This window comes from Hyalangium minutum, from assembly GCF_000737315.1.
Lineage (GTDB): Bacteria > Myxococcota > Myxococcia > Myxococcales > Myxococcaceae > Hyalangium > Hyalangium minutum.
This window is the reverse complement of sequence record NZ_JMCB01000006.1, coordinates 390,220-413,124: the sequence shown is the minus strand read 5'-3', so window position 1 is coordinate 413,124 and position 22,905 is coordinate 390,220. Positions and strand designations below refer to the sequence as shown.

Genomic DNA, 22,905 nt, shown 5'->3' with positions numbered 1-22,905 from the left:
ATGAAGCGAATGACCCCCAGTTGGACTCTTTGTGTCCACGGCGTCCGGTTCATGCTGGCGCTGACGGCGTTGACTCTCTCGGCTTGCTACGAGTCCGGGACCATCACCTGCTCTTCCGGCCTCGTCTGCCCCTCGCGGATGACGTGCTCCGCGGATGGCCGATCCTGCCTCTCCGATTCCTGCGGTGACAGCGTACGGCAGGCGGGAGAAGCCTGCGATGATGGGAACAAGATCAACGGCGATGGGTGCAGCTCGGACTGCAGGTCCGACGAGACATGTGGGAACGGCATCGTTGATGAGATCAAGGACGAGGTCTGCGACTTTGGCGACGCCGAGCCTGGCGATGGATGCAGCGCTGACTGCAAGTCCGATGAAGAGTGTGGAAACGGCATCATCGACCAAGACGAGGCCTGCGACGATCGCAACACGCTCTCTGGAGATGGCTGCAGCGCGGATTGCAAGTCCGATGAGAGTTGCGGCAATAGAATTAAGGACCTCGTTAAGGGTGAGGTATGCGATGACGGCAACAACCTGAATGGCGATCAGTGCAGTGCCGACTGTCTCTCTGTCGAGACCTGCGGCAACGGAGTGAGGGACGAGGGAGAAGAGTGCGACGATGGGCCTTCCAACAACGAGGACCATTGTCTGTCGTCGAGCTGCAAGCTGGCGCGGTGCGGAGACGGGGTCGTGAACCGGGCCCCCGACAGTACAGAGCAGTGTGACCCCGGAGTCGATCCGGTCGGGTGCAACTACAACTGCACTCTTTCTCAATGTGGTGATGGGATCGTCAACGCAGCCGCTGGTGAGCAGTGCGACTTGGGCGGCGGAGAGAACAGTTTCTGCACCAGAGAATGCAAAGTCTCCTACTGCGGTGATAGGTACACCAACGCGGCCGCACACGAAGAGTGTGACTACAACAACCCGCAGGACCGGGATGGATGCCTCCCCAACTGCAAGCGTGACCTCTGCGGAGACGGGGAACTGAACCCGGGTGAGGTCTGCGATGACGGTAACAGAGACGCATGCGGCACCTGCAATGCCACATGCACGAAAGTTCAACCCATTCAGAAAGCCCGAGGATCCATCGAAGTGATGGCGGAGGAGCCTGACGGTGAGAAGGTTGGAAAGCTCATCAAGGATGAATGGAAGTTCACCATCAGCGACGGCAAAAATCTTCCCAGGGGCTTCGAGTTCGACAAGCCGAATACTGATGATGTGACCGAGGGATTCAAGGCCATTCCAATCAATAACGGCATGACCAGCTTTGATGTCGCCAATGCGATCTACACCGCCATCCAGTGGGCAGGCTCCCTTCAGGTCGAGGCGTCTTATGATGGAGCGCACACGATCAGTCTGGTGCACGTAGCTGAGGGCATGAGAGGAAACCAAATCATCGTTGGCACGCCTCAGAACCAGATCTATGACATCCTCAAGATCAGCGGCATGTCTGGCGGAGTGGCACGAGACTGCTCAGAGGGCATCTCGTGCAAGAGCAACGATGACTGTGCGCCGGGCCTCACCTGCAGGGAGAGCCCCAGGACCTGCCGGCCGTAGCCCCTGTCCCGTGAGCGCCCTGTGCTGTCTCAGCACATGGGCGCGAACACCGGCCAGATGAGGAGCACGCCGTTCTCGTCGGTGAGGGGCACCCAGCCCAGCGGCACCAAGGGCTGATCCAGGTCGACCATGTCCCCGAGCTGCAGGAAGTTGCCGCGAATCTGGAGGATGCGCGCGTCCACGCTCTGGCCGTTCCGGCGCGGAGGATAGGCCGGCGAGAGTTGATAGGAGCGGGCATCGGGCCGCGGCGCCAGGTGGAGGCGGGTCTGTCCCTGAGGCGCCAGGGAGTAGAGGTCGATGCCGCTCCACGCCCACTGCTTCGAGTCGAACGCAAGGAACTCGACGTCGGGGCCCGTCTCGGACTCCTGGATCTCGCTGATCCACGTGCGCTCGTTGGTGTGCGCGTCGATGACCACGTGGAGGTAGTGCCCGCGCCGCTCGACCACCGGGAGCTTGCGGAGCGACTGAAGGTCGTACTCCCAGCCGCTGATGGCACGCAGTTCCTGGATCACCAGAGTGCCGTCCGGCTCGAAGGCGTCGCCCTCGGGCCGGTAGCTCATGAGCTCACCCGTGGGCTCCTCCTCTGGACCGGTCATGGTGGTGATGAAGGCAATGCCGATGACGTTGCGGAGGGCTTCGTCAGAGATCTCCGCGCGAGGCAGGTAGATCGTCTCATGCGGCAGGTCGGCTCGCGCCGGGAGAGCGGCGAGCAGCACGAAGAGGGAGAGGGCAGACAGGAGCGGGGTTCGGGAGAGGAGAGAAAGGCGCATGCCCGGACGCATTGCAGCCCTCGGACCAGTCCTCTGTGCCCGTGTAACCCACGGGAATCACTCAGGGCTTGTCAGAGCTGTGGCCCAGGAGCCACGCCGTCAAGTGAGGCGGGAGAGATCCGCTGTGGTGTCGACGTCCTCGCCACCGCCCGCCAGCGCCACCTCCACCACCCGGGAGGAATCGCGGGCAATGACGCCACGCGCACCCTCGTCCGGTGCGAGCGCCTCTAGCTCGGGGAAGATCGCGCGGGAGAACAGCGCGGGGACTCCTCGTGCGCTCTCGTAGCCCGAGGCCACGATGGGGGAACCTGTCCGGCCAAAGGCCTCCACGAGCGCGCGCAGGTGCCCGGACTCCACGCGAAGCTGATCACACAGCATCACCAGCGCGGCCTCTGCCGCCGGGTCGAGCGCTCGCACGCCCACGCGCAGCGAGACGCCCATGCCCTGCTCCCAGGCCGCGTTGTGCACCGTGTGCACGGGCAGCCCGGCCAGCTCCGAGGCCACGGCCTGCGCCTGCGCCCCAAGCACCACCACCACTGGGCCGCACTGAGCCCCTACCGCAGCCTCGGCCGCGCGCCGCACCAGCGTCTTCCCGCCGTGGACCAGGAGCTGCTTGGGACGCCCCAGCCGCGAGGAGCTCCCCGCAGCCAGCAGCACCACGCCCACGCTCACGCGAGCCTCCGCGCCATCGGTGGCGCGAGCGTGTGGATGGGAGCCTGCCGGTCGCGCAGCTTGCCGCCCTCGCGATCGGCCAGCACCGCGCGCATCTCCGCCACGATGGAGAGCGCCACCTCGTCCGGGCCCTCGCCGCCCAGGTCCAGTCCGATGGGTGCGTGCAGTTTCTCCAACTGCGCGGGTGTTGGCGCGGGCGTCAGCTCCGAGAGCAGCCGATCCGTCCGCGAGCGAGGCCCCAGCACGCCCAGGTAGCGCAGCGGCAGCGGCAGCAGCCGGGCCAGCAGCTCGCGGTCCTGCGGCAGGCTGTGCGTCATCACCACCGCCAGCGTGCGAGAGGAGAGCGTCACCTTCTCCTGAATCTCACGCGCCTTGGCCGCCACGACAGCGTGGGCCTTGGGGAAGCGACGCCTCAGCGTGTCGATGGGCTTGTCCGCCACCACGGTGACGTGCCAGCCCAGGGCCGCCGCCTGCGTCACCACAGGAGCGACGTCGAAGCCTCCGCCGAACAGCACCACCGGCGTGGGCGGATCCACCACCTCCACCAGCACGTCCGCGCCGCCGCACGGGCCGCTCCAGGTGCGGCCCACCTCGAGCGCCTCGCCCGCCGCCGTGCGCACCGCATCCCGCAGCGGGCCGGAGAGATTGCTCACCTCCACCCCGTTGTCTCGCAGCAACAGCCTCGCGCCCACCGCGTTGGCCGGCCCCGCGTACACCGTCGCCACCACCGCGCGCCGCGACTGCCGCCGCGCCTCGTCCGCGAAGGCGAGCGGATCCAGCGGGCCGGGCTCCCAGCGCTCGAGCAGCACGTCCACCACGCCGTTGCAGCCCAGCGCGAAGGACAGGCCGCCCTCGTCCTCGGCGTTGTCGCCGGTGGAGTCGTAGCGCAGCACACGAGGGCCACTGGCCGTCCAGAAGAAGGCCTTGCGGATGATGTCTCCCTCCAGGCACCCGCCGCTCACACCTCCCGCAAGCCAGCCCTCCTCATGCATCAGCATGCGCGCCCCGGGCCTCCGGTAGGCCGAGCCCGACACCGCCACCACCGTGGCCAGCACGAGCGGCCCCTGAATGCGGCCACGGGCGCGGAGGATGTCCTCCAGATCCTTCACAAGTCATCTCCTCGTGGGAGGGCAAAGACGCTGCCCGCGACTCTACGACAGATGCTCCCAATTCATAGGGCGGCAGCCCGGCGGGCGCTGGGGATGCCCCCTCGTGTGGTCAGTGGCTGTCACTTGAAGCGGGCTTCCCGGCAGGGGAAGTCAGTGGGTGCCGCTCGGTACCCGCACCATGCGCACCATGCGCCGGTCCGGGCTGACGGCCGCGATCACGTAGCCGGTGAGCTCCTCGCCGTGGAGCCGCGCGCGCCAGTGCCCCGCGTAGAGTCGCGCGCTGCCGAGGGCCACCTGGTTGAGGTAGGCCATCGCGCCGTCCACCTCATCCGGCGTCGGCGGCTGCTGGGGCGAGCTGCCCTGGAGCAGGCCCACGAGCTGCCGCTGGGTGATGGGCTCGAACCAGAACGGCTCCTCCGTGGCGTCGGGGTCCGCGAGCGTCTGGCTGTAGGTGGCGAGCAGGGTGTCGTGGTTGATGATGCCCTGGCCCTCGGGGACGAGCCCCTCGGCCATGCGCGCCGTCCTCGCCAGGGGACCGGCTGCGCCGAACAGCTCTGCTCCGGAGCGGGTGACTCGCTGGAGCAACAGCGGAGAGGCCTCGCTCGAGTCGTTCAGCTCCTCGAACGCCAGGAGGTACTCCCGGGCCGGTCCGCTCACGCCGCTGAGGAACGCCGGGTCCACCAACATCCCGTCCACGACGGCATGCTCATCGGGGTCCACCATCCCGTCATCGCGCCAGAAGGCGTCGAGCGCCTCCTTCATCTCGGTGCGGCTGATGGAGGTGCCCTCTGCGCTGACAGGCGCCCGGGCCGTCGAGAGCTTCTCTTGGAGCGCTGGGACCGAGGGGTGGATTCGCGCCACGGTCGCCGGGACCGTCACCAGGGACGCCACTGCCAGCAGTGATTTCAGAGGCGTAGAGAGGGGCACGGGCTCTGTGAAGCGGTGACAGACGCGAAGTGAACCTGACGGAGGCACGCTCATATAACCCGCGTCTCCGCGCCGCGTCATAAGTCATGTTAAAACGGATTTATTTGTGAAAACCCCGTCAAAAATCGCTGCTATTTGAGTTCAAAAGTTTTGAGTTGAAATGGGATGGACTCCCAGTCAAACTGCGGGCCCACATCTCTTCATGACGGGTGAAGTCGTATAGCCTCGGGGCTGGCTCGTAGCCATCCGCCGAAGGTACGCACCCGGATGTCCCCCCTGACACATTCTCGCTCTGTTGCGGCTCGGGTCTCCGCGCCGCTGTCCGCTCGCATTCCCGCATCGCTGCTCGTCCCAGGCGCCCCGGCGCACGCCCTCCCGCGGCTCTCGCCCAGCACCTTCACCGCGCGCCTCGCCTACGAGGTGCTCATGGCTTTGGATCTCGACCGCGATGGCTGCATCACGGCGCGGGATGCGGAGCTGGCGCGGGCGCACCAGGTGCGCTTCGCGGTGGACTTCCAGCTGGGCCCTGGCGTGAGCGTGGAGCTGAAGAGCCCGGAGCGGCTGGCGCAAGCCGCGGACGTGCTCGCCGAGGAGATCTTCGCGGGGAGGGGAGATGTGCCCGGGCTGCCCGTGGCGCGCCTGCTGGAGCGCCGCACCACCGCGATGCGGCAGCTCCTGGATCAGAACTGGGAGGGGCTGGTGCGCCGGGCGGACCGGTTCGACCAGTTGAACGAGGCGCTCAAGGGCATGCGGGTGAAGAGCCCGGATGGCCGCTGGCGCCTGTATGTCCCCGCCAAGGACGTGAAGGCCGTGAAGCGGCTGCGGGCCCAGGCTGCGCGCCATGGCTGGGAGGTGGTGCCCCTGCGGAAGCCGCGCGAGCAGGCCGACTGGCAGCGGCTGATGCGCGAGCCGGGCATGGCGTACCTGCCGAACCCGTACATCGTCCCGGGCGGCCGGTTCATGCAGATGTTCGGCTGGGACAGCTACTTCAACGGGCGTGGGGCGCTGGCCTCGGGCCGCGCGGAGCTGGTGCGGGGCATGGTGGAGAACCACGTCTACGCGCTGGAGCACTACGGGAAGATTCCCAACTCGAACCTGAGCTTCCACCTGTCGCGGACGCAGCCGCCGCTCTTGCCGAGGCTGGCGCTGGAGCTCCACGCGGTGCAGCCCGACCGGCGGATGCTGCAGCGGGTGGCGAAGGCGGCGATGAAGGAGTTGGAGACGGTGTTCCGTACCGGCCCTCGCGCCACGCCGAGCGGGCTCTCTCGTTATAAGGATGATGCGGAGGGCCCCGACGCGGAGGACGTGTCCGCGTTCTACAACGAGCGTCCAGACAACGCCGAGTTCCACCGGCACGACCGGGCCATCCGCGAGAGCGGCTGGGACATGTGCCACCGCTTCGGCACGGCGCTGCACCAGCACGAGCCGGTGTGCCTCAACTCGCTGCTGTACCAGTACGAGCTGGACCTGGCGCGCATCCTGCGGCTGCTGGAGGGTGACCGCTCGAAGCGGGCGGCCGCGTACGAGAAGGCGGCGAGGACCCGGGCGCGGACGATGCGCGCGCGGTTCTGGGACGAGGAGCGGGGGATGTTCTTCGACCACGACTTCGTGAACGGGCGCCGCTCGCAGTACGAGTCGCTGGCCACCTTCTATCCGCTGTGGACGGGCTGGGCTTCGCGCAAAGAGGCGGCGGCGGTGGCCGCGTCGCTCTCGCGCTTCCTGCAGCCAGGGGGCGTGTCCTCGAGCAGCAAGGCCTCGCGCGAGGCGGCGGGCGGGGAAGACTTGCAGTGGGACTGGCCGTTTGGCTGGGCGCCCCACCAGATCATCGTGGTGGAGGGGCTGCGGCGCTACGGCTTCCACGCCGAGGCGGACCAGGTGGCGTACCGCTGGCTGTCGATGGTGATGGACATCGCGGGGCAGCACAACGGTCTCATCAAGGAGAAGTACGACGTGGTGAGGCGCTCGGCGGACGTGCCGGTGGAGTACGGCAACCAGGGCGCGGACCGCGGTCCTTATATGCAGCCTCGCTCCCAGCGGACGCTGGGCTTCGCGTGGACGAACGCGTCGGTGCTGCTGCTGCTGAACGGGCTGTCCGAGGAGCTACAGGAGACGCTGGATGTCGGCGTGCCGGCGGACACCGTGACGGGGCCGAAGAACGTGCCCGAGGGTGGCAACACGCTGCAAGCCACGGGCTGAGGCGGGAAGGAGCGGCGGGTGGGTATAGTACCCCGCCATGGCCTCTCCCTCCTCCGGAACCCAGACCCATTTCCGCGCCTGCAACCTCTGCGAGGCCATGTGCGGAGTCCGCATCGAGGTGGAGAACGGCCGCATCACCTCCATCCGAGGGGATGAGGAGGACCCGTTCAGCCGGGGGCACATCTGCCCCAAGGCGGTGGCGCTGAAGGAGCTGCACGAGGATCCGGAGCGGCTGCGCCAGCCGATGCGCCGCACCGCCCAGGGCTGGGTGCCGGTCTCGTGGGAGGAGGCGCTGGACGAGACGGCGCGGCGGCTGCACGAGCTGCAGAGCACGCAGGGCCGGGACTCGGTGGCCGTGTACCTGGGCAACCCTACGGTCCACAACGTGGGGGCGATGCTCTTCGTTCCCCAACTGCTGCGCACGCTGCGCACGCGCAACAGCTACAGCGCGACGTCGGTGGATCAGCTGCCGCACCTGCTGGCCTCGCACCTGATGTTCGGTCACCAACTGCTGGTGCCGATTCCTGACTTGGACCGGACCGGGTACCTGCTGGCGCTGGGGGCGAACCCGCTGGCTTCGAACGGGAGCATGATGACGGCGCCGGACGTGCGGGCGCGGCTCCGAGGCATCCAGCAGCGCGGCGGACGGGTGGTGGTGGTGGATCCGCGCCGCACGGAGACGGCGCGCATCGCGGACGAGCACCTCTTCATCCGGCCGGGCACGGATGCGCTGTTCCTCTTCGCGGTGCTCCACGAGCTGCTGCAGCGGCCCAGGCTGGAGCGCCTGGCGGCGTTCACGGAGGGGCTGGAGACGGTGCGCGAGTTGGCGCGCGAGTTCACGCCGGAGCGGGCTGCGGGGCCGACGGGAGTTCCCGCGGAGACGATCCGCCGCATTGCCCGCGAGTTCGCCGAGGCGCCTTCGGCGGTGTGCTACGGGCGGGTGGGCACGTCCACGCAGGCGTTCGGGGGGCTGTGCCAGTGGCTCATCCACGTCATCAACGTGGTGAGCGGGAACCTGGATCGCGAGGGCGGTGCCATGTTCACGCGCCCGGCGTTCGACCTGGTGGGAGGACCCAAAGCGCTGTCGAGCAGCCGGGGTGGATTCGGGCGGTGGAAGAGCCGGGTGCGAGGGCTGCCCGAGTTCGCGGGCGAGCTGCCGGTGGCCGCGCTGGCCGAGGAGATCCTCACGGAGGGGCAGGGGCAGATCCGCGCGCTGGTCACCTTCGCGGGCAACCCGGTGCTGTCCACGCCCAACGGAGGGCAGCTCGACAAGGCGCTGGCGTCGCTGGACTTCATGGTGTCCATCGACCCGTACCTCAACGAGACGACGCGGCACGCGCACCTCATCCTGCCGCCGCCGTCACCGCTGGAGCGTGCGCACTATGACGTGGCCTTCCACGCGCTGGCGATCCGGGACACGGCCCGGTACGCGCCCGCGCTGTTCGAGCCGCCCCCGAGCGTGATGCACGACTGGCGGATCCTCTTGGAGCTGAAGCACCGGTTGGGGGTGCTTCGGCATGGGAGCAGCGTGAAGGGCACGCTGAGCTATCAAGCGCTGAAGCGGCTGGGCCCCGAGGGACTCCTCGACGTGGGCCTGCGCGCCGGGCCTTACGGAATCCGGACTCGGGGATTCCGAAAGGGGCTGAGCCTCTCGGCGCTGAAGCGGGCGCCTCATGGCGTGGACCTGGGTCCGCTGAAGCCAAGCCTGCCGCAGCGGCTGTTCACCCCGGATAAGCGCATCCAGCTGGCGCCCACGGTCTTCGTGGAGGATGTGAAGCGGCTGCGCGAGGCCTTCCCGGAAGACGCGGCTCCGTTGGGGAGCGGAGAGCTGCTGCTGATCGGCCGGCGGCACCTGCGCGACAACAACTCCTGGATGCACAACGTGCCGATGCTGATGACGGGCAAGCCGCGCTGCACGCTGATGATGCACCCGGAGGATGCGAAGGCGCTCGGGCTGGGGGAGGGAGACGAGGCTGTGGTCGCCTCGAGGGTGGGCCAGGTCTCCGTCCCGGTGAACGTGACGGACGAGGTGATGCGAGGCGTGGTGAGCCTGCCGCACGGCTATGGCCACCGCCGCCACGGTGTGAAGCTGTCCGTGGCGGAGAAGCACGCGGGCGTGAGCCTGAATGACCTCACCGACGACCAGCACCTGGACGCGCTCTGCGGCAACGCCGCATTCAGCGGAGTGCCCGTGCGCGTCACCCGGGCGGTGCCTCACAGTTGATGAATCCAGACGGCCTTAGCTTCCGCCCTTCTTCAGCCAGAAGAAACTCCCGCCGCTTTGGAGCGCCCGTTCCAGGAACTCTCCGAAGGAGCGGGCGATCTGCTGACAGTGCTTCGGATTGGGCCAAGCCTCGTGCCAGCCATCCATCAGCGGGTACCTTCCATCTTCCTGTCGGCTTACCTCCACCAAGACGTAGTCGCCGTCTTGTAGGTCGCAGAGGGTATACATCGAGGCAGGGCCGTCCTCGTCCTTGTCCTCGCCGAAGATAGCCACCCGGGCGCGGACAATCTCCGACAGAGAGAGGAATCGATAGTCCGCGTCCGGTCTCTGCTTGAACAACGTTCCCCCATTGCAATGGAGGTAGAAGGTTCGCAAGTCGGGATCCAGCTTCCAGCCTACTCGCTGCTCGAACTGGTCGATGTCATCGGGAGTCGCAGGAGGGTTCGGGAAGTGATGGCGCGAGAGCTCTTCTAGGAGCGACTGGAGGGGCATGCGATTCAATCCGTGTAGGGCCTGTCGGGACCGACCATGCTCCATCGACCTCCTCCCTTGTAGCAAAGGGGGTACTGCTTATTGAGCACGTCGTGCACGTTGCCAGGAGTGGGCAGGACGTTTCCTTCCGCCACGGGATCTCCTCCATGCAGAAGGTCGCGGATGTGATGCCCCGGATAGTTCGTGTCTCCGTTCCTCGGCCACCCTCCGAATTCTTCTCCCCATTTTCGACGGAACGACTCTCGCTTGCTCGTCCACTGCTCTCGGAGCGAAGCCGTGTCGTCCACTTCGGGGTAATCGCAGCAGCAGTGCGTGATGGCGTACCGGCCTCCTCCGTATACAGGGAAGCCCAGATACCGGCCCTTCCAGTCCGTCTTGATATCGGCCACCCAGATACAGCCCATGAGTTTGTGACCCTCGGAGGTGCATTTGCTCCGACAGAGGTCCATCCACCGTTGGCTGTACTGCCAGGGGCCATAGTAGATGGTCGTTTGAACCTCGCCACCCCCAGGTCCTGGAACTGGTTGCCCTACCCACTTCCCTGATGCGGGAGTTGCTCCAGGAGAAGGTTCTGCTCCATCCGCCGGTCCGTTACCGACAAGGAGTGCTGCCGGCACCAGCACTGCGAGACGCAATCTCATGGATGTTCCTTCTGATCCCTGGACTATCCCTATGAGGGCCCAAAGCGCGGCCGCACTTCAGTCGAAGTGCAGGACCGCCTTGCCCGCGTAATCGCGCTCCTGAAGGCGCTGCGCCATCGAGCTGATCTCGGTCCACTTCGCCTCGGCTCCGATGAGCGGCTGGAGTCGGCCGTCGGAGATCATCTCGGCGAGCCGCTTCAAGCCCCCGCTTGCCGGTTGGCTCAACAGCTCGTGGAACAGGATGAACCCGTAGAGTCGCGCGCCGCCCGTCGCGTAGAACTGCGCCAGGTTGAACGTCGTCGTCGGCCCGGCGGTCTGGCCGTACGCCACGGCGATGCCGCCCTTCCCCAGCAATCCGAGCGCCTCTCCCAGCAGCGCACCACCCACCCCGTCGAACACGAGGTCGAACGGTCCACGCGCGGCGCTGAGGTTCTCGCCCAGCGCGATGCTGTGCGCGCCGACGTCCCTCAGCCGTTGTGCGCGCGCCTCGCTGCGGACGTGTGCCGTGACGCGCGCCCCCGCGGCCTTTGCCAGCTGTACCGCGAAGTCACCCACGCCGCCGGAGGCTCCGGTGATCAGGACCGAACGGCTCAGCAGCCCGCCACCATGCTCGATTCCTAGCAGCGCCGTCAGGCCTGCCACTGGCAGTGTCGCCGCTTGCGCGAAGGTCACGTTCTCTGGCAGGACCGCGAGCGCGTTCGACGGCACCGCAACGAGCTCGGCCCACGCGCCGGAGAGCATGAAGCCGACAACCCGGCTCCCCTTCGGTGGACTTGAGCCGTCTGCGGCGGCCTGCTCCACAGTTCCAGAGAGATCCCAACCCGGACGCCAGCCCACGGCCGCCGACTGGCTGCGACGGATCTCTCCTCGGTTGAGCGAGATGGCCCGGACGCGGATCAGCGCCTCGTTTGCCGCAGGTGCCGGCGCATCGACGCGGGTGATCGCCAGTCGGGCGGGAGCCCCTTCAGTCACGACCACTGCTTGGATCGAAGCCATTACTCCTCCCAAGAGTTCATCGAAAGAGGGGCACCGTACCATGGCGCATCCGCGACGAGGGCCGTGAGCTGTAGCCGCATGGGGTCAGGCAAACAGTGCTGAGGAGCTGACATAGACGAGGCCGCTCAGTTACTGGGACGGCGAGCCGTAGGCGCGCAGCACCTTCCCGAAGCCGCGCTCCCGGCCCAGTGAGGGTGTCACCGAGCCCTCATGGACGGCCTCGCGTCCAGAGATGAGGACGGCCTTCACCGCCGCGTCATTGCGGCGCACCAGCCGCACGAAGCCGTCGAAGTTCTCCATGGGGGCTTCGGTGGCCACCTCGAGCTTCTCGTCCAGGCCCTCGGGGTTCACCACCACCACGTCCGCGCGCTTGCCCTGCGCCAGCACGCCCGCGTCCAGCCCCATCCACTGGGCAATCTCCCCCGTGAGCCGGTGCACGGCGCGCTCGGTGCTCATGATGGGGTGGCCTCGGCGCTCGGCCTCTCGCACGCGGCGCAGCAGCCGCAGCGGGAAGTTGTAGTGCGCCATGTTGCGCAGGTGCGCACCCGCGTCCGAGAACCCCATGAGCACGTCCGGGTGCTGGCAGATGAAGTCCAGCTCGTCGGGCCGGTCATTGGCCATCACCGTGAACCAGCGCAGCGCGTCCCCATGCGTGGCCACCAGGTCGAGGAACACATCCACCACGTGCCGATGCTGCTCCTTCGCCACCTGCGCGAAGGACTTGCCCACCAGGCTCGCATCCGGACACTGGAGGATCTCCGACTGGTTGAAGTCGCGGTGAAACGCCTTGGGCAACCAGCGGCTCGTCCACTGCCGCCGGAAGCGCTCGCGGTACACCGGATCCTTCAGCAGCTCCGACCGCGAAGCGGCATCCTGGAGGTGCAGGGCCGCGGCGCCCGCGCCGAATTCCTCGAAGACGACCAGGTCGATACCGTCCGCCCACAAGTCGAAGATCTCGGGCAACGCCTGCCAGCGGAAGTCCGCTCCCAGCAGCCGGTTGAAGGTCCGCGAGAGCACACCAATGAGCCGATGGACACCCCGGCTGGCGCGCGGGTCCATCATCGAGATGACGGTGGTCTTCAGCGGCTTGCGGAAGAGGCCCACGCTCTCCAGCAGGAAGAGCAGCACATTCACCTTGGTGCTGATGTTCGGTACGCCCTGGAACACGCGGCCCCGCTCGCGCAGCAAGCGCGTGAGGCGGCGGTACTCGCTCCAGTGGGCATAGGTGGAGGGCAGAGGGCGGCTGCGGATGTCCCGGGTGCCGCCCATCTTGTCCCACTTGAGCGTCTGGATGGACAGTCCCAGGTAGCCCAGGTCGAGGCCCTCGCTGACCAGCGCCTCCATCCGGGCCAGCTCTTCCTGGCTGGGGCGCTCACTCCGGTCGAGGCTGCGGTGCAGGCCCATCACATACGCCCGCAGCGCCGAGTGCCCCACGAAGGAGGCGACGTTCGGTCCCAGCGGCAGCGAGTCCAGGTGCTCCAGGTACCCGCCAAGCGTGTCCCAGTTCTTGCGCTCCTCGAGCAGCGAGCGCACGGTGGCGTAGGGGATGGCCTCCACGCGGCAGAACATGTCCGCGAGATCCTCCGGCGGGCCCATCGCCAGGCTCAGCGAGCAGCTCCCGAGCACCACCGTGGTGACGCCGTGCCGCACGGACTCGGAGAGCGAGGGAGCCAGCTCCACCTCGGCGTCATAGTGCGTGTGCAGGTCGATGAAGCCGGGCATGACCCAGTGCCCGCGCGCATCGATGACCCGGGTGGCGGGAGTGCGGGGAAGCGGCGCTTCGGAGAGCGCGGCCACGGTGCTCCCCTGGATGCCGACATGGCACGCGCGGGGCGGACCTCCGAGCCCATCGAAGACCCAGCCATTTTCGATGATGAGATCCATGGCGCCCTCGTTCATGGCTCAAACCTGTCATACCTGCGGACCGGTGGGGAGCACCCGGTTGGCAGGCTCCCAGGCTGGCCGCAGTCTGCCCTCCCGAGCGCCGCTCATCGCGCGTGCAGCCGGGCGCGGTTCGTAGCAGGCTCTGCCCGGCACATCCGCTGGGAGGGCTGCGCATGAAGACGATGAAGGCACTGGGGCAGACGAAGTTCGGTGGCACCGAGGTTCTCCATGAGGCCACGCTGCCCGTCCCCGAAGCCCAAGGTTCTGATCTGCTGGTCCGCGTCAAGGCTGTGGGCATCAACCCCGCGGACTCGATGGTGCGGCAAAATGTGGCGGACTTCGGCAAGCTCCAGAACTCGGAGCTTGTCCTGACTGGCTGGGACTGCGCTGGTGTCGTCGAGGACGTCGGCCCCCAGGCGGATGGCCGGTTCCGCAAGGGCGATGAGGTCTTCTTCGCGGGCAACATCGCCCGCCGCGGCTGCAACTCCGAGTACACCGTGGTGGACTCGCGCATCGTCGGCCGCAAGCCGGCCTCGCTGTCCTTCATCGAGGCGGCGGCGCTCCCCCTTACGGCGCTCACCGTCTGGGAGGGCATGGTGGAGGGCTGCGGCATTCCCCTCGGGCCTCAGCCCGGCACTCCCAAGCGGGCCCTCATCATCGGCGGCGCGGGAGGCGTGGGCTCCATCGGCATCCAGATTCTCTCGCGCGTGTGTGGCCTGAAGGTGGTCGCCACGGCTTCGCGGCCCGAGAGCGTGGAGTTCTGCCGGAAGATGGGCGCTCACGTGGTCATCGACCACTCGAAGGACCTCAAGGCGCAGCTCACCGCGAACGGCATCGACGCGGTGGACTATGTGCTGAACACCATCAATCCGGACATCAACTTCGACACGCTGACAGCGCTGATCGCCCCCATGGGGAAGATCTGCAGCCTCCATCCGATCACCAAGCCGGTGGATCTGGCCTCGCTCTACGTGCGCCGCATCTCCGTGGTGTACGAGCTCATGTTCACCCGTCCCATGCTCAACGTGCAGCCCGAGATGCAGGGCGCCATCCTGGACCACGTCTCGGCGCTGGTGGACGCGGGGACACTGCGCACCACCCTGGTGACCCAGAAGCCGTGGACCGTGGCAGGGCTCGCCGAGGCGCACCAGCACAGCCAGAGCGGCAAGGCCATCGGGAAGATCGTGCTGGGGCCGGTGGGATAGGCACATGCTCCGCACTGCTCCTCTGGCCTTCGGGTTTCTTCTCCTCCTGGCGCTGGGCGGCCCGGCGAGTGGGGCTTCTCGCGCGCGGGCTCCGTTCATCTCGGAGATCCGCGACGCGGCCACCTTCTCCGCCTACGCCCACCCGGTCGAGACCGATGATGTCGGCAAGTTCCTCATCGATCTGAAGTCGGACGCCATCTACTTCTTCGACGTCAACCTCTACCGGCTGCACCAGGACTTCGTCTCGAAGGTCATCCTGCGGCACAAGATGTCGCCGGAGGAGCGGACGGAGTACTTCAAGAACTACAGTGCGGAGAAGCCGAACTACATCCTCGGCTACATCACCCACCACCGGGGCGCGAAGCGGTGGACGTTCAGCTTCTGGGAGAGCGACCGCATCCGCCCCGCCGATGTGCGCCGCGCCCGGGAGCGCCTGCTGAAGTCCTTCTTCGTGAAGGACGTGGCCTTCCGCCCGGAGTCCACGGCGCAAGAGTCCCTGCTCGACGAGCTGAAGGACATCCCCACCGTTACCAGCGACGTGCTCTACAAGGAGGCCGACTACCGGCCCTTCAACGTGGGCAAGGCGCTCGGCCGGCTGCGCATCGTCCCGCCGGGCACTCCTTACGAGTCCCTCTTCTTCGAGCCGGATGACATCGTCGTCCTCCAGGAGTCCTACCCGGATCTGCCCCCGGTGGCCGGGGTGCTCTCCACGCGGTTCTCCACGCCGCTGTCTCACGTGAACCTGCGCGCCCGTGCCTGGGGCATCCCCAATGCCACGCTCAAGGACGCCGCCACGCGGTATGTCGCACTGGACGGACAGTTCGTCCGGCTCGAGGTGCGCAACCAGAGCCACGTGCTGCGCCCAGCCACCGAGCAGGAGCTCACCGCCTGGAAGCAGGCCCGAGAGGCCGCTCGCAAGGTCCTCGTCCCCGAGGCCGACCTCACCGTCCGCGAGCTCCGCTCACTCAACGCCATGCGTGCCCGGGATGCCCGTCTCTTTGGCACCAAGGCCTCGAACCTCGGGGAGATCATCCAGGCCCGCCTCAAGGGCGTCTTCGTCCCCGATGGGTTTGGTATCCCGTTCGTGTTCTACGTGGAGCACCTGAAGCGCAACGGAATCGATACGGAGCTGGAGGCGATGCTCGCTGACCCCCAGTTCCAGAAGGACGCCAAGGTGCGCCGGGAGCGCCTGGAAGCCTTCCGCGCCCGCATCACCGCCGCGCCCATCGACTCGGCACTGCTCGAGCAGGTGGAGGCGCAGATCAACGGTTCGCTCGGAGGCAAGGGTGTCTTCGTGCGCTCGTCCACGAACGCCGAGGACCTCAAGGGCTTCAATGGTGCGGGTCTTTACGACACGGTGCCCAACGTGGTGGGGCGCGAGGCGCTGGGCGCCGCCATCAAGCAGGTGTGGGCCTCGCTCTGGAACTTCCACGCCGTGGAGGAGCGCACGCGCTTCGGCATCGAGCCGCGCTCGGTGTTCTCCGGGGTGCTCGTGCAGACGGGCGTCAACGCCACTGCGGCCGGCGTGCTCGTGACGAAGAACCTCTACGACCCGAGCGACAACCACACGTACACCATCAACGCCAAGCGCGGGCTGGGTCTGAGCGTGGTGTCCGGCGTCACCGTCCCCGAGCAGATCCTCTATGACATCAAGTACCCGGGCGCCCGCGTGCTGTCGCGCTCGGATGACGCGACGATGCTCGTGTTCGACGCGCAGGGCGGCATCAAGGAGGTGCCCACCGCCAGCGCCGCCCCTGTGCTGTCGGAGGCGCGCGCGAGGGACTTGTCGCTGGCGGCCGCGAAGCTGACGAAGGTCTTCCCCACCGCGGGCCCGCTCGACATCGAGTGGGTGCTGGAGGGAGAGAAGATCTGGATCGTCCAGGCCCGTCCCTTCATCGAAGGTGGGAGCTGATTAGGGGATGTTGCCGACCGTGGACATCCAGGCGCGCAGAGCCTCGGGGTCCGTGGGCAGGTCGTCCGCCCAGCTGCGCAGCGTCGCATCCCAGCCGCACGAGGCCAGGTGCTGGTCGTCCAGGAACACCACGCCGGTGGCTCGGGCGGCGTGGCCTCGGAGCACCCGGCTCTCGTTGGTCTCCAGGTCCCACAGCCGCACCGTGGTGTCGACGCTCGATGAGGCCACCCGCCGGCCATCGGGCGAGAGCGCCACATCCGTGATGTCGCCCTGGTGGCCCTGGAATACACCGCGGGACGCACCCGTCTTGCCGTCCCACAGCCGCAGGATGCCGTCCTTGACGCTCGCGCTGATCAGCAGCGAGCCGTCCTGAGACATGACGATCTTCTGCACGCCGTTGCCGCTGCCGGGGGCCTTCAGGCTGCTGCCGGTCTCCAGGTCCCAGATGCGCAGCGTGTGGTCCAGGCTCCCGCTCACGAGCCGCTTGTCGTCCGGGTAGAAGAGCACGCTGCGAATCTCGCCATCGTGGCCGGGCAGCGCCTTGAAGTTCCCCGTGGCGATGTCCCAGACCCGCAGCTCGCCCTTCTTGCTGCCCGAGGCCAGGCTCTTGCCATCGTGAGAGAAGGTGAGCTGGAGCACCTCGTGGTCGTGGCGGCCCAGCAGGCGCATTTGTCCCGAGACAGGCTCCCACAGCCGGATCTCGCCCGTGGTGTCCGCGGTGGCCAGGTTGAGGCCGTCCTGGCTGAAGGCGATCGCGGTGACGGTCCCCGCGTGGCCGATGAGCTGGCGCGCGGGCTGCCCGGAGGAGAGCGCCCACAGGCGCACCCGTCCTGCGGAGTCCCCGGCCGCCAGCCAGTGGTTGTTGGGCGAGAATTGGATGGGGAACTGCTCGCCGGTGCCGAGCTGCTCCCGGAAGAGGACGGTCCGCGTGTTCACGTCGACCAGGCGCAGCGCACCGTCGCCTCCGAGGGCCGCCATCAGCTGCCCCGAGGGCGAGGCCACCAGCGAGTTCAGCGCCACCGAGGTCTTCACCAGGAGCCGGTTGGGCTCGGCCTTCACGGCGAACAGGCGCGCCGTGCTGTCATAGCTGCCCATGGCGAGCCACTCCCCGTCCGGGGAGAAGTCCATGGAGTACACCGCGCCCTGGTTGCCGCGCAGGATGCGGCTGTGGCCGTTGGCCAGCTCCCACAGCCGCGCGGTGCGGTCGTCGCTGCTGGTGGCCATCAGCCGGCCATCGCGGGAGAAGAGGATCTCGTTGACGCGGCCCTCGTGGCTGCCCAGCAGGTCGCTCTTGCCGGTGTCCAGGTTCCACAGCCGGACCTGGCCCTCCAGCGTCCCCGCGGCCAGCTGCGCTCCGTCGGGCGAGAAGGCCAGGCTCGAGAGGGTGCCGAGCCGCTGGCCCAGGATCCGGCCCTTGCCGGTGGCGGGATCCCACGAGCGCACCGTCTGGTCCAGCGCTCCCGTGATGGCGAGGTTTCCGCGCGGAGAGAAGGCAATGGTCGTCACCGTGCCGTCATGGTCCAGCAGCCTCGAGGTGTTCTGCTGCAAGTCCCACAGCTGTGCCTGGGGAGACTGGAGCGCGAGCACGAGCAGGTAGCGCCCATCCGGGGAGCGCGCGAGCTGGCTGAGGCGGCTCATCCCCGTGGTGAGCGTCCGGTCCAGCGCGCCAGTGGCCACGTTCCAGATGCGCACCAAGCCATCGCCGCGGTTGGTGACGATGAGCTGCTTGTCGTCCGGGGTGAAGAGGACGCTGTCCACCGGCCCCGGGAAGCCCGAGATGACACGGCTCTCTTCCGTCTCCAGGTTCCAGATGCGCGCGGTCCGGTCCTTGCCCGCCGTGGCCAGCAGCTTGCCGTCCGAGGAGAGGGAGAGGCGCCACACCTCATCGGTGTGCCCGGTGAGGACGCGGGTGCCCCCGCCGCGCATGTCCCAGCGGCGCACCGTGGAGTCGTCGCTGACGGTGACGAGGTACCGGCCGTCCCGCGTGAAGGCCAGGTCATCCACGGTCTGCGAGTGTCCCCGGAGGACAATGGCGAAGCCGCGTGCCTGCGCATCCGCGGCGATGGTGCGCACGGCCGACCAGCGCGCGAAATTGGGCGACAGGCTGCGCAGCCAGGGGATGACTTCGTTGGGGTCCCGGTCCACCGAGGTGCGCGCGTGCATGAGCGTCAGCTCGTCGGCGCGCTCCCGCTCCAGCTGCCGCGCGCGCTCCGCGTCCTGACGGGCCACCTCGGCCTCGCGCTGCTTGCTCTCGGCGCGGTCTCGCTCGGCCATGATGCGGATGACGCCCGCGGTGCCTAGCAAGAGCAGCAGCAGAAACGCTCCGGACGAGACGAGCACCGCAGACCGGTAGCGCCGGATGAAGCGCCACATGCGCTCGCGCCAGGAGTAGGCATGCGCCGCGACGATCTGCCCCGTCTGGAACCGCCGCAGGTCCTCCGCCAGCTCGCGCGCGGTGGCGTAGCGTTGCGCGGGGTCCCGCGCCATGGCCTTGGCCACGATGGTCAACAGGTCCGCAGGGATGCCCTTCTGGCGCTTGGCGAGCGGCGGCGGCGGGCCGCGCACCACCTGATCGATGACCTGCGCGGAGGAGCCCGTGTCATAGGGCCGGATGCCCGCCAGCAGGTGGTAGAGGATGGCGCCCAGGGCGTACACGTCGGCGCGCTCGTCCACGGCGCGGCCCGCGGCCTGCTCCGGTGGCATGTATGCAGGCGTGCCCACCACCGTGCCCAGGTGCGTCAGGGACGGATCCACCCCCAGGGGCGTGGTCATGCCTCCGATGTCCGAGGTGTTCTTGTCGGACAAATCCTTCGCCAGGCCCCAGTCGATGACCACCGTCTCGCCGAAGTCGCCCACCAGCACGTTGGCGGGCTTGAGGTCGCGGTGGATGACGCGCTCGGTGTGGGCGTAGGCAATGGCCTCGGCCACCGCGAGCACGTGGGGCAGCAGCGCGAGCCGATCCTGGAGCGTCTTCGTCTCGGAGATGACGTCCGCGAGCGAGCGGCCCGAGACGAACTTCATCGCGTAGAAGGGTTCGCCCGTCTCCCAGCGCCCGGCGTCGTAGACGGGGACGATGGAGGGGTGCTGGAGCCGCGCGGTGATGAAGGCCTCGGTGACGAAGCGCGCCTCCACCGTGCCGCCCGGGAAGATGAGCTCCTTGATGGCCACGGGGCGGTTCAGCCGCCTGTCGCGCGCGTGGAGGATGCGGCCGATGGCGCCGTGGGCGAACTCCCCGGAGATGTCGTACCGGTCCGTCTCGCCCTTGGGCAGCGCCTTGGAGACCTCCATGGTCCGGGCGGTGCGCCCCGGCAAGGTCGAATCCAACCCAGAGCCGCCCGTCTCCCCCTTGGGGGGAGGGGCCACGATGCTGAGGGTAGGGTCGTCCTTACTCATGAGGTCTCGTCGCAGGTGCCAGACCTGGGAGGCTGCCAAAGGCTGTCACACCTACAGAATGCCGCAGATACATGTTTCGCTCTACCCTGTGCTGGAGGACAGGTCACCCTTCACTGGGAGCGAGGGCTGGCACTGACAGGAACCCCAGGGATGGGCCATGCTGGGGGATGGGAGGGAGTGTCCACCACATGGGCCGTCCAGGAGTCGCAGGAGCCGCCGCCGTGCTGCTCGTGCTCGCTGCTTGTGGCAACAGCCAGGAGCGCGAGAAGCAGGCGCAGGAGCTCGCCACCGCCGAGAAGAAGCTGGCCGAGGCCAAGACCTTCGGCGAGGACATGGCGCGAGAGAAGCAGCTGATCACCACGAAGCTGACGGAGGCGCAGGCTCGCCTGGGCGAGGTCCGAGCGGCCTACCACGGCACGCTGGCGGCGGCCGCGTACCTCGGGGCCGAGGAGGGCAATGGGCTCGCGATGACGTGGGAGATGAACGCCGCGCGCGAGGGCTTCCAGCTGGCGGAAGCAGTGCGTCAGAAGGAGCCGAAGGGCGTCGTGGGGCTGGCCGCCAGGGTCCTGGCGGATGAGCGCCCGTGTGTTGCTCAGGGGGACGAGGAGGGGGCGGGCGAGGGTGGGTGCGGCCCATGTGACGTGGCCCCCTACGAGGACGCCTGCGCGGACGTGGAGAAGAACACCACCTCTTCACCGAACTGGGGCTGCGCCTCGCTGGCGGCCACGGGAGAGGGCCTGCCTCCGGCGGCCTTCTGCACCTCGACGATTGAGCACCCGGCGCCCGGCACGAGCGTGGACTCACCCTATGCCGAGCTGGGACTGCCCACCGCGCTGGACGTGGTGCGCGTGGCCTTCGTTCACCAGGGCCGCCTTTATGTGAGCGACTACCCCAAGCCGGAGCCCTCGCTCTACAACCCGCCCAATGTGGAGCCGCTCGTCGCGTGCACGGCTACGACGTCGCGCAGCGCGTGCATCCACGACTGCGAGGTCCGTTTCAACCGCTACGAGGATCCGTGCGCGTGCCAGCCGGACGACGGGTACGGGCACGATCATGACGACTCGGAGGAGACGGAGGACGACGAGAGCGACGAGCCGCCCGAGGTGAGGCAGGCACGCCTGGCCGCGGCGGAGGCGGAGGCGGAGGCACAGGCCGCGAGTGAGCGCGCCGAGGAGGCCCGGCAGGAGGTGGCCTATCAGGAGTGTCTGGCCACCTGTGAGCCGAGTGAGGAAGAGGAGGAGACGGCGGAGGTGGACCCTGCAGCGCCTCCGGATCCAGTGTCCACCACGGTGACGGCGAACCTGGAGGCGACGCCCGCTCCGGGCATCTTCGTGGTGTCGCGGGTGGTGCGCGCGCTGGGCCCCTCGCAGCAGGTGCTGACAGAGGAGAAGAGCACGCTGGTGCTGCGGCACCCGGCGCTCGTGACAGTCTGGAAGAAGCTCTCGCCGCCTTCCAGCGAGCTGCTGGGGACGCTCGAGCCGGTGGGCGAGCTGGACGAGGTGGTGAGTGCGGGCCAGAAGCCGTCCCTGGTGCCGCTGCCGGGGAAGAGCGAGCCCACGCTCGTGGGGCTGAAGGGGGGCAAGGTGGTGGCCTATGCCTTCTCGGCCACGCAGGGCTCGGAGCCGGTGAAGCAGCTGGATGCCTCGACCGTCTGCACGGCCCTGCGCGCCGAGCCGAAGCGCTTCCCGGAGGCGTACCTGAAGGCCTGCCCCGAGCCTGTCGCGGAAGCTCCGGCTGAGCCAGCCGCGGGAGCCACGGCGACCCCGGAGGCCACGGCGACCCCGGAGGCCACGGCGGATGCGGGCTCCGCAGTGGACGCGGGGGAGGTGACGCCATGAAGCGGTTCGGTCTGTCGCTGGTGATGGGGCTCGTGCTCGCGGGGTGCAACTCCGGAGAGCAGGACGAGGAGCTCCGCAAGCGCGTGGAGGCGGTGAAGAGCGCCCAGCGCGAGCAGGAGGCGAAGAACCGTGCGCTGTCCCAGGACGTGGACTGGCTGCGCAAGCGCGTGAGCGAGGTGGAGAAGTCCCGGGAGGCGGTGGATCGCGATCTCGGGCTGGCGCGAGGCACCCTTGCTCAGAGCTGGCGGGGAGACCCGGCCGTCCTGAAGGAGCGCCTCGCGTCCGCGAAGGTGCCCCAGGCGCTGCAGCCCTGGCTGCAGAAGGCCCAGGAGGAGCGGGGAGACATCGCCCCGGAGCGCCTCTTCATGGACGGCGTGAAGGAGAAGGACCTGGAACAGGTGGCCTCGGCGCTGGACGACTGGGAGCTGAACACCGCCGTGACGGCGCTGCCGGAGCCGGAGGAGCCCTCGGACGAGGCCAATGCCTGCACGAAGGCGGAGGTGACGTTCTCGTGCACGCCGCTCGCGCTGGCGGGCCCGAAGGATGACACCACGCAGGTGTGCCGCATGAGCCAGGGGGACTCGGTCTGGGTGCTTCGGCTCAACCAGGGCTCGCTGTCGCGGGTGAACCTCGTGGGCAGCCGCCACGACCGCTACCGCGCGGTGCGCATGTTCAGCCCCGACGTGTGGGTGCTCGCGGGAGAGGATGACTCACCTACCTCGCCGGGCACCTCCAACGTGAGCTCCAAGGCGTGGCTCGAGGTCATCAAGGTCTCGGGAGGTTGGGACTACCAGCGCCAGGGCGCACGCCGCCAGGCGGTGGCGCTGGAGCGCATGGGCCAGAAGCTGGCGCAGGCCGAGCTGGACCTCGACGGGGACGGGAACGACGAGCTGCTCGTGCTCGACGGCAAGGGGCTCCAGGCCGTGCACTACGACCGCGAGCACGACGATGCCAGCCTCTGGAGCGAGGCGGATGTGTGCCCGCTCATCGCGCAGCGCACGGAGAAGGAGCTGGAGCCGGCGCGGGCCCCGTGCGCGGCGTGGGCGCAGGCGAAGCAGCCGAAGGACGGCGGCACGCTCTAGTTTGGGGCAG

At 68.1% G+C, this 22,905-nt stretch carries 15 protein-coding genes; 7 read left to right on the top strand and 8 right to left on the bottom strand.

Translation table 11 applies throughout. From position 1 onward, the window contains the following. On the top strand, positions 1-1,554 hold the full coding sequence (locus DB31_RS46595; protein ID WP_083968389.1) for a DUF4215 domain-containing protein: 1,554 nt from the start codon (positions 1-3) through the stop codon (positions 1,552-1,554). Positions 1,555-1,583: 29 nt separating this feature from the next. Here DB31_RS46595 and DB31_RS17155 read toward each other — a convergent pair whose 3' ends face one another. The 4 genes from DB31_RS17155 to DB31_RS17140 form a co-directional block, all read right to left on the bottom strand. Then, a complete protein-coding gene (locus tag DB31_RS17155; RefSeq protein ID WP_157232025.1) occupies positions 1,584-2,324 on the bottom strand; it encodes a hypothetical protein in 741 nt (246 codons plus the stop codon). Between the two features lie 99 nt (positions 2,325-2,423). Continuing rightward, positions 2,424-2,996 (bottom strand): nucleotidyltransferase family protein, encoded by a 573-nt coding sequence (locus DB31_RS17150; protein ID WP_044188833.1) that lies wholly within the window; start codon positions 2,994-2,996, stop codon positions 2,424-2,426. After that, complete coding sequence (locus DB31_RS17145; protein ID WP_044188830.1) at positions 2,993-4,105, bottom strand: XdhC family protein; 1,113 nt, start codon at positions 4,103-4,105, stop codon at positions 2,993-2,995. The genes DB31_RS17150 and DB31_RS17145 overlap by 4 nt, the downstream gene beginning before the upstream one ends. Before the next feature lie 150 nt (positions 4,106-4,255). Next, the gene (locus DB31_RS17140) at positions 4,256-4,984 is read right to left on the bottom strand and encodes a hypothetical protein (RefSeq protein WP_157232024.1); all 729 of its coding nucleotides are present in this window, start codon (positions 4,982-4,984) and stop codon (positions 4,256-4,258) included. Between the two features lie 315 nt (positions 4,985-5,299). Between DB31_RS17140 and DB31_RS17135 the strand changes: the two genes are divergently transcribed. Together DB31_RS17135 and DB31_RS17130 are read left to right on the top strand one after the other, a co-directional pair. Continuing rightward, the gene (locus tag DB31_RS17135; RefSeq protein WP_044188825.1) at positions 5,300-7,228 is read left to right on the top strand and encodes a trehalase family glycosidase; all 1,929 of its coding nucleotides are present in this window, start codon (positions 5,300-5,302) and stop codon (positions 7,226-7,228) included. A gap of 37 nt (positions 7,229-7,265) precedes the next feature. Further along, a complete protein-coding gene (locus tag DB31_RS17130; protein WP_044188823.1) occupies positions 7,266-9,452 on the top strand; it encodes a molybdopterin oxidoreductase family protein in 2,187 nt (728 codons plus the stop codon). A 15-nt stretch (positions 9,453-9,467) separates the two neighbouring features. On the opposite strand, the gene DB31_RS17125 is transcribed toward DB31_RS17130, so the two are convergent. From DB31_RS17125 to DB31_RS17110, 3 genes are all read right to left on the bottom strand, one after another. Then, entirely contained in the window at positions 9,468-9,944 is a 477-nt protein-coding gene (locus DB31_RS17125) for an SMI1/KNR4 family protein (RefSeq protein WP_044188820.1), read from the bottom strand. 698 nt (positions 9,945-10,642) lie between these two features. Then, entirely contained in the window at positions 10,643-11,581 is a 939-nt protein-coding gene (locus DB31_RS17115) for a zinc-binding dehydrogenase (protein WP_044188815.1), read from the bottom strand. 129 nt (positions 11,582-11,710) lie between these two features. Then, positions 11,711-13,465: an amidohydrolase family protein gene (locus DB31_RS17110; protein ID WP_044189951.1), complete on the bottom strand. Its 1,755-nt coding sequence runs from the start codon at positions 13,463-13,465 to the stop codon at positions 11,711-11,713. A 173-nt stretch (positions 13,466-13,638) separates the two neighbouring features. Between DB31_RS17110 and DB31_RS17105 the strand changes: the two genes are divergently transcribed. Together DB31_RS17105 and DB31_RS17100 are read left to right on the top strand one after the other, a co-directional pair. Beyond that, positions 13,639-14,670, top strand: a complete 1,032-nt coding sequence (locus tag DB31_RS17105; RefSeq protein WP_052420032.1) for a zinc-binding alcohol dehydrogenase family protein — start codon at positions 13,639-13,641, stop codon at positions 14,668-14,670. Between the two features lie 4 nt (positions 14,671-14,674). After that, positions 14,675-16,582 (top strand): PEP/pyruvate-binding domain-containing protein, encoded by a 1,908-nt coding sequence (locus DB31_RS17100; protein WP_044188813.1) that lies wholly within the window; start codon positions 14,675-14,677, stop codon positions 16,580-16,582. Here DB31_RS17100 and DB31_RS17095 read toward each other — a convergent pair whose 3' ends face one another. Continuing rightward, on the bottom strand, positions 16,583-19,975 hold the full coding sequence (locus DB31_RS17095) for a WD40 repeat domain-containing serine/threonine protein kinase (protein WP_044188810.1): 3,393 nt from the start codon (positions 19,973-19,975) through the stop codon (positions 16,583-16,585). 188 nt (positions 19,976-20,163) lie between these two features. Between DB31_RS17095 and DB31_RS17090 the strand changes: the two genes are divergently transcribed. Together DB31_RS17090 and DB31_RS17085 are read left to right on the top strand one after the other, a co-directional pair. Beyond that, on the top strand, positions 20,164-21,813 hold the full coding sequence (locus tag DB31_RS17090; RefSeq protein ID WP_044188806.1) for a hypothetical protein: 1,650 nt from the start codon (positions 20,164-20,166) through the stop codon (positions 21,811-21,813). After that, positions 21,810-22,895, top strand: a complete 1,086-nt coding sequence (locus tag DB31_RS17085) for a hypothetical protein (protein ID WP_044188804.1) — start codon at positions 21,810-21,812, stop codon at positions 22,893-22,895. Before DB31_RS17090 ends, DB31_RS17085 begins: the two co-directional genes overlap by 4 nt. Positions 22,896-22,905: the final 10 nt, after the last annotated feature.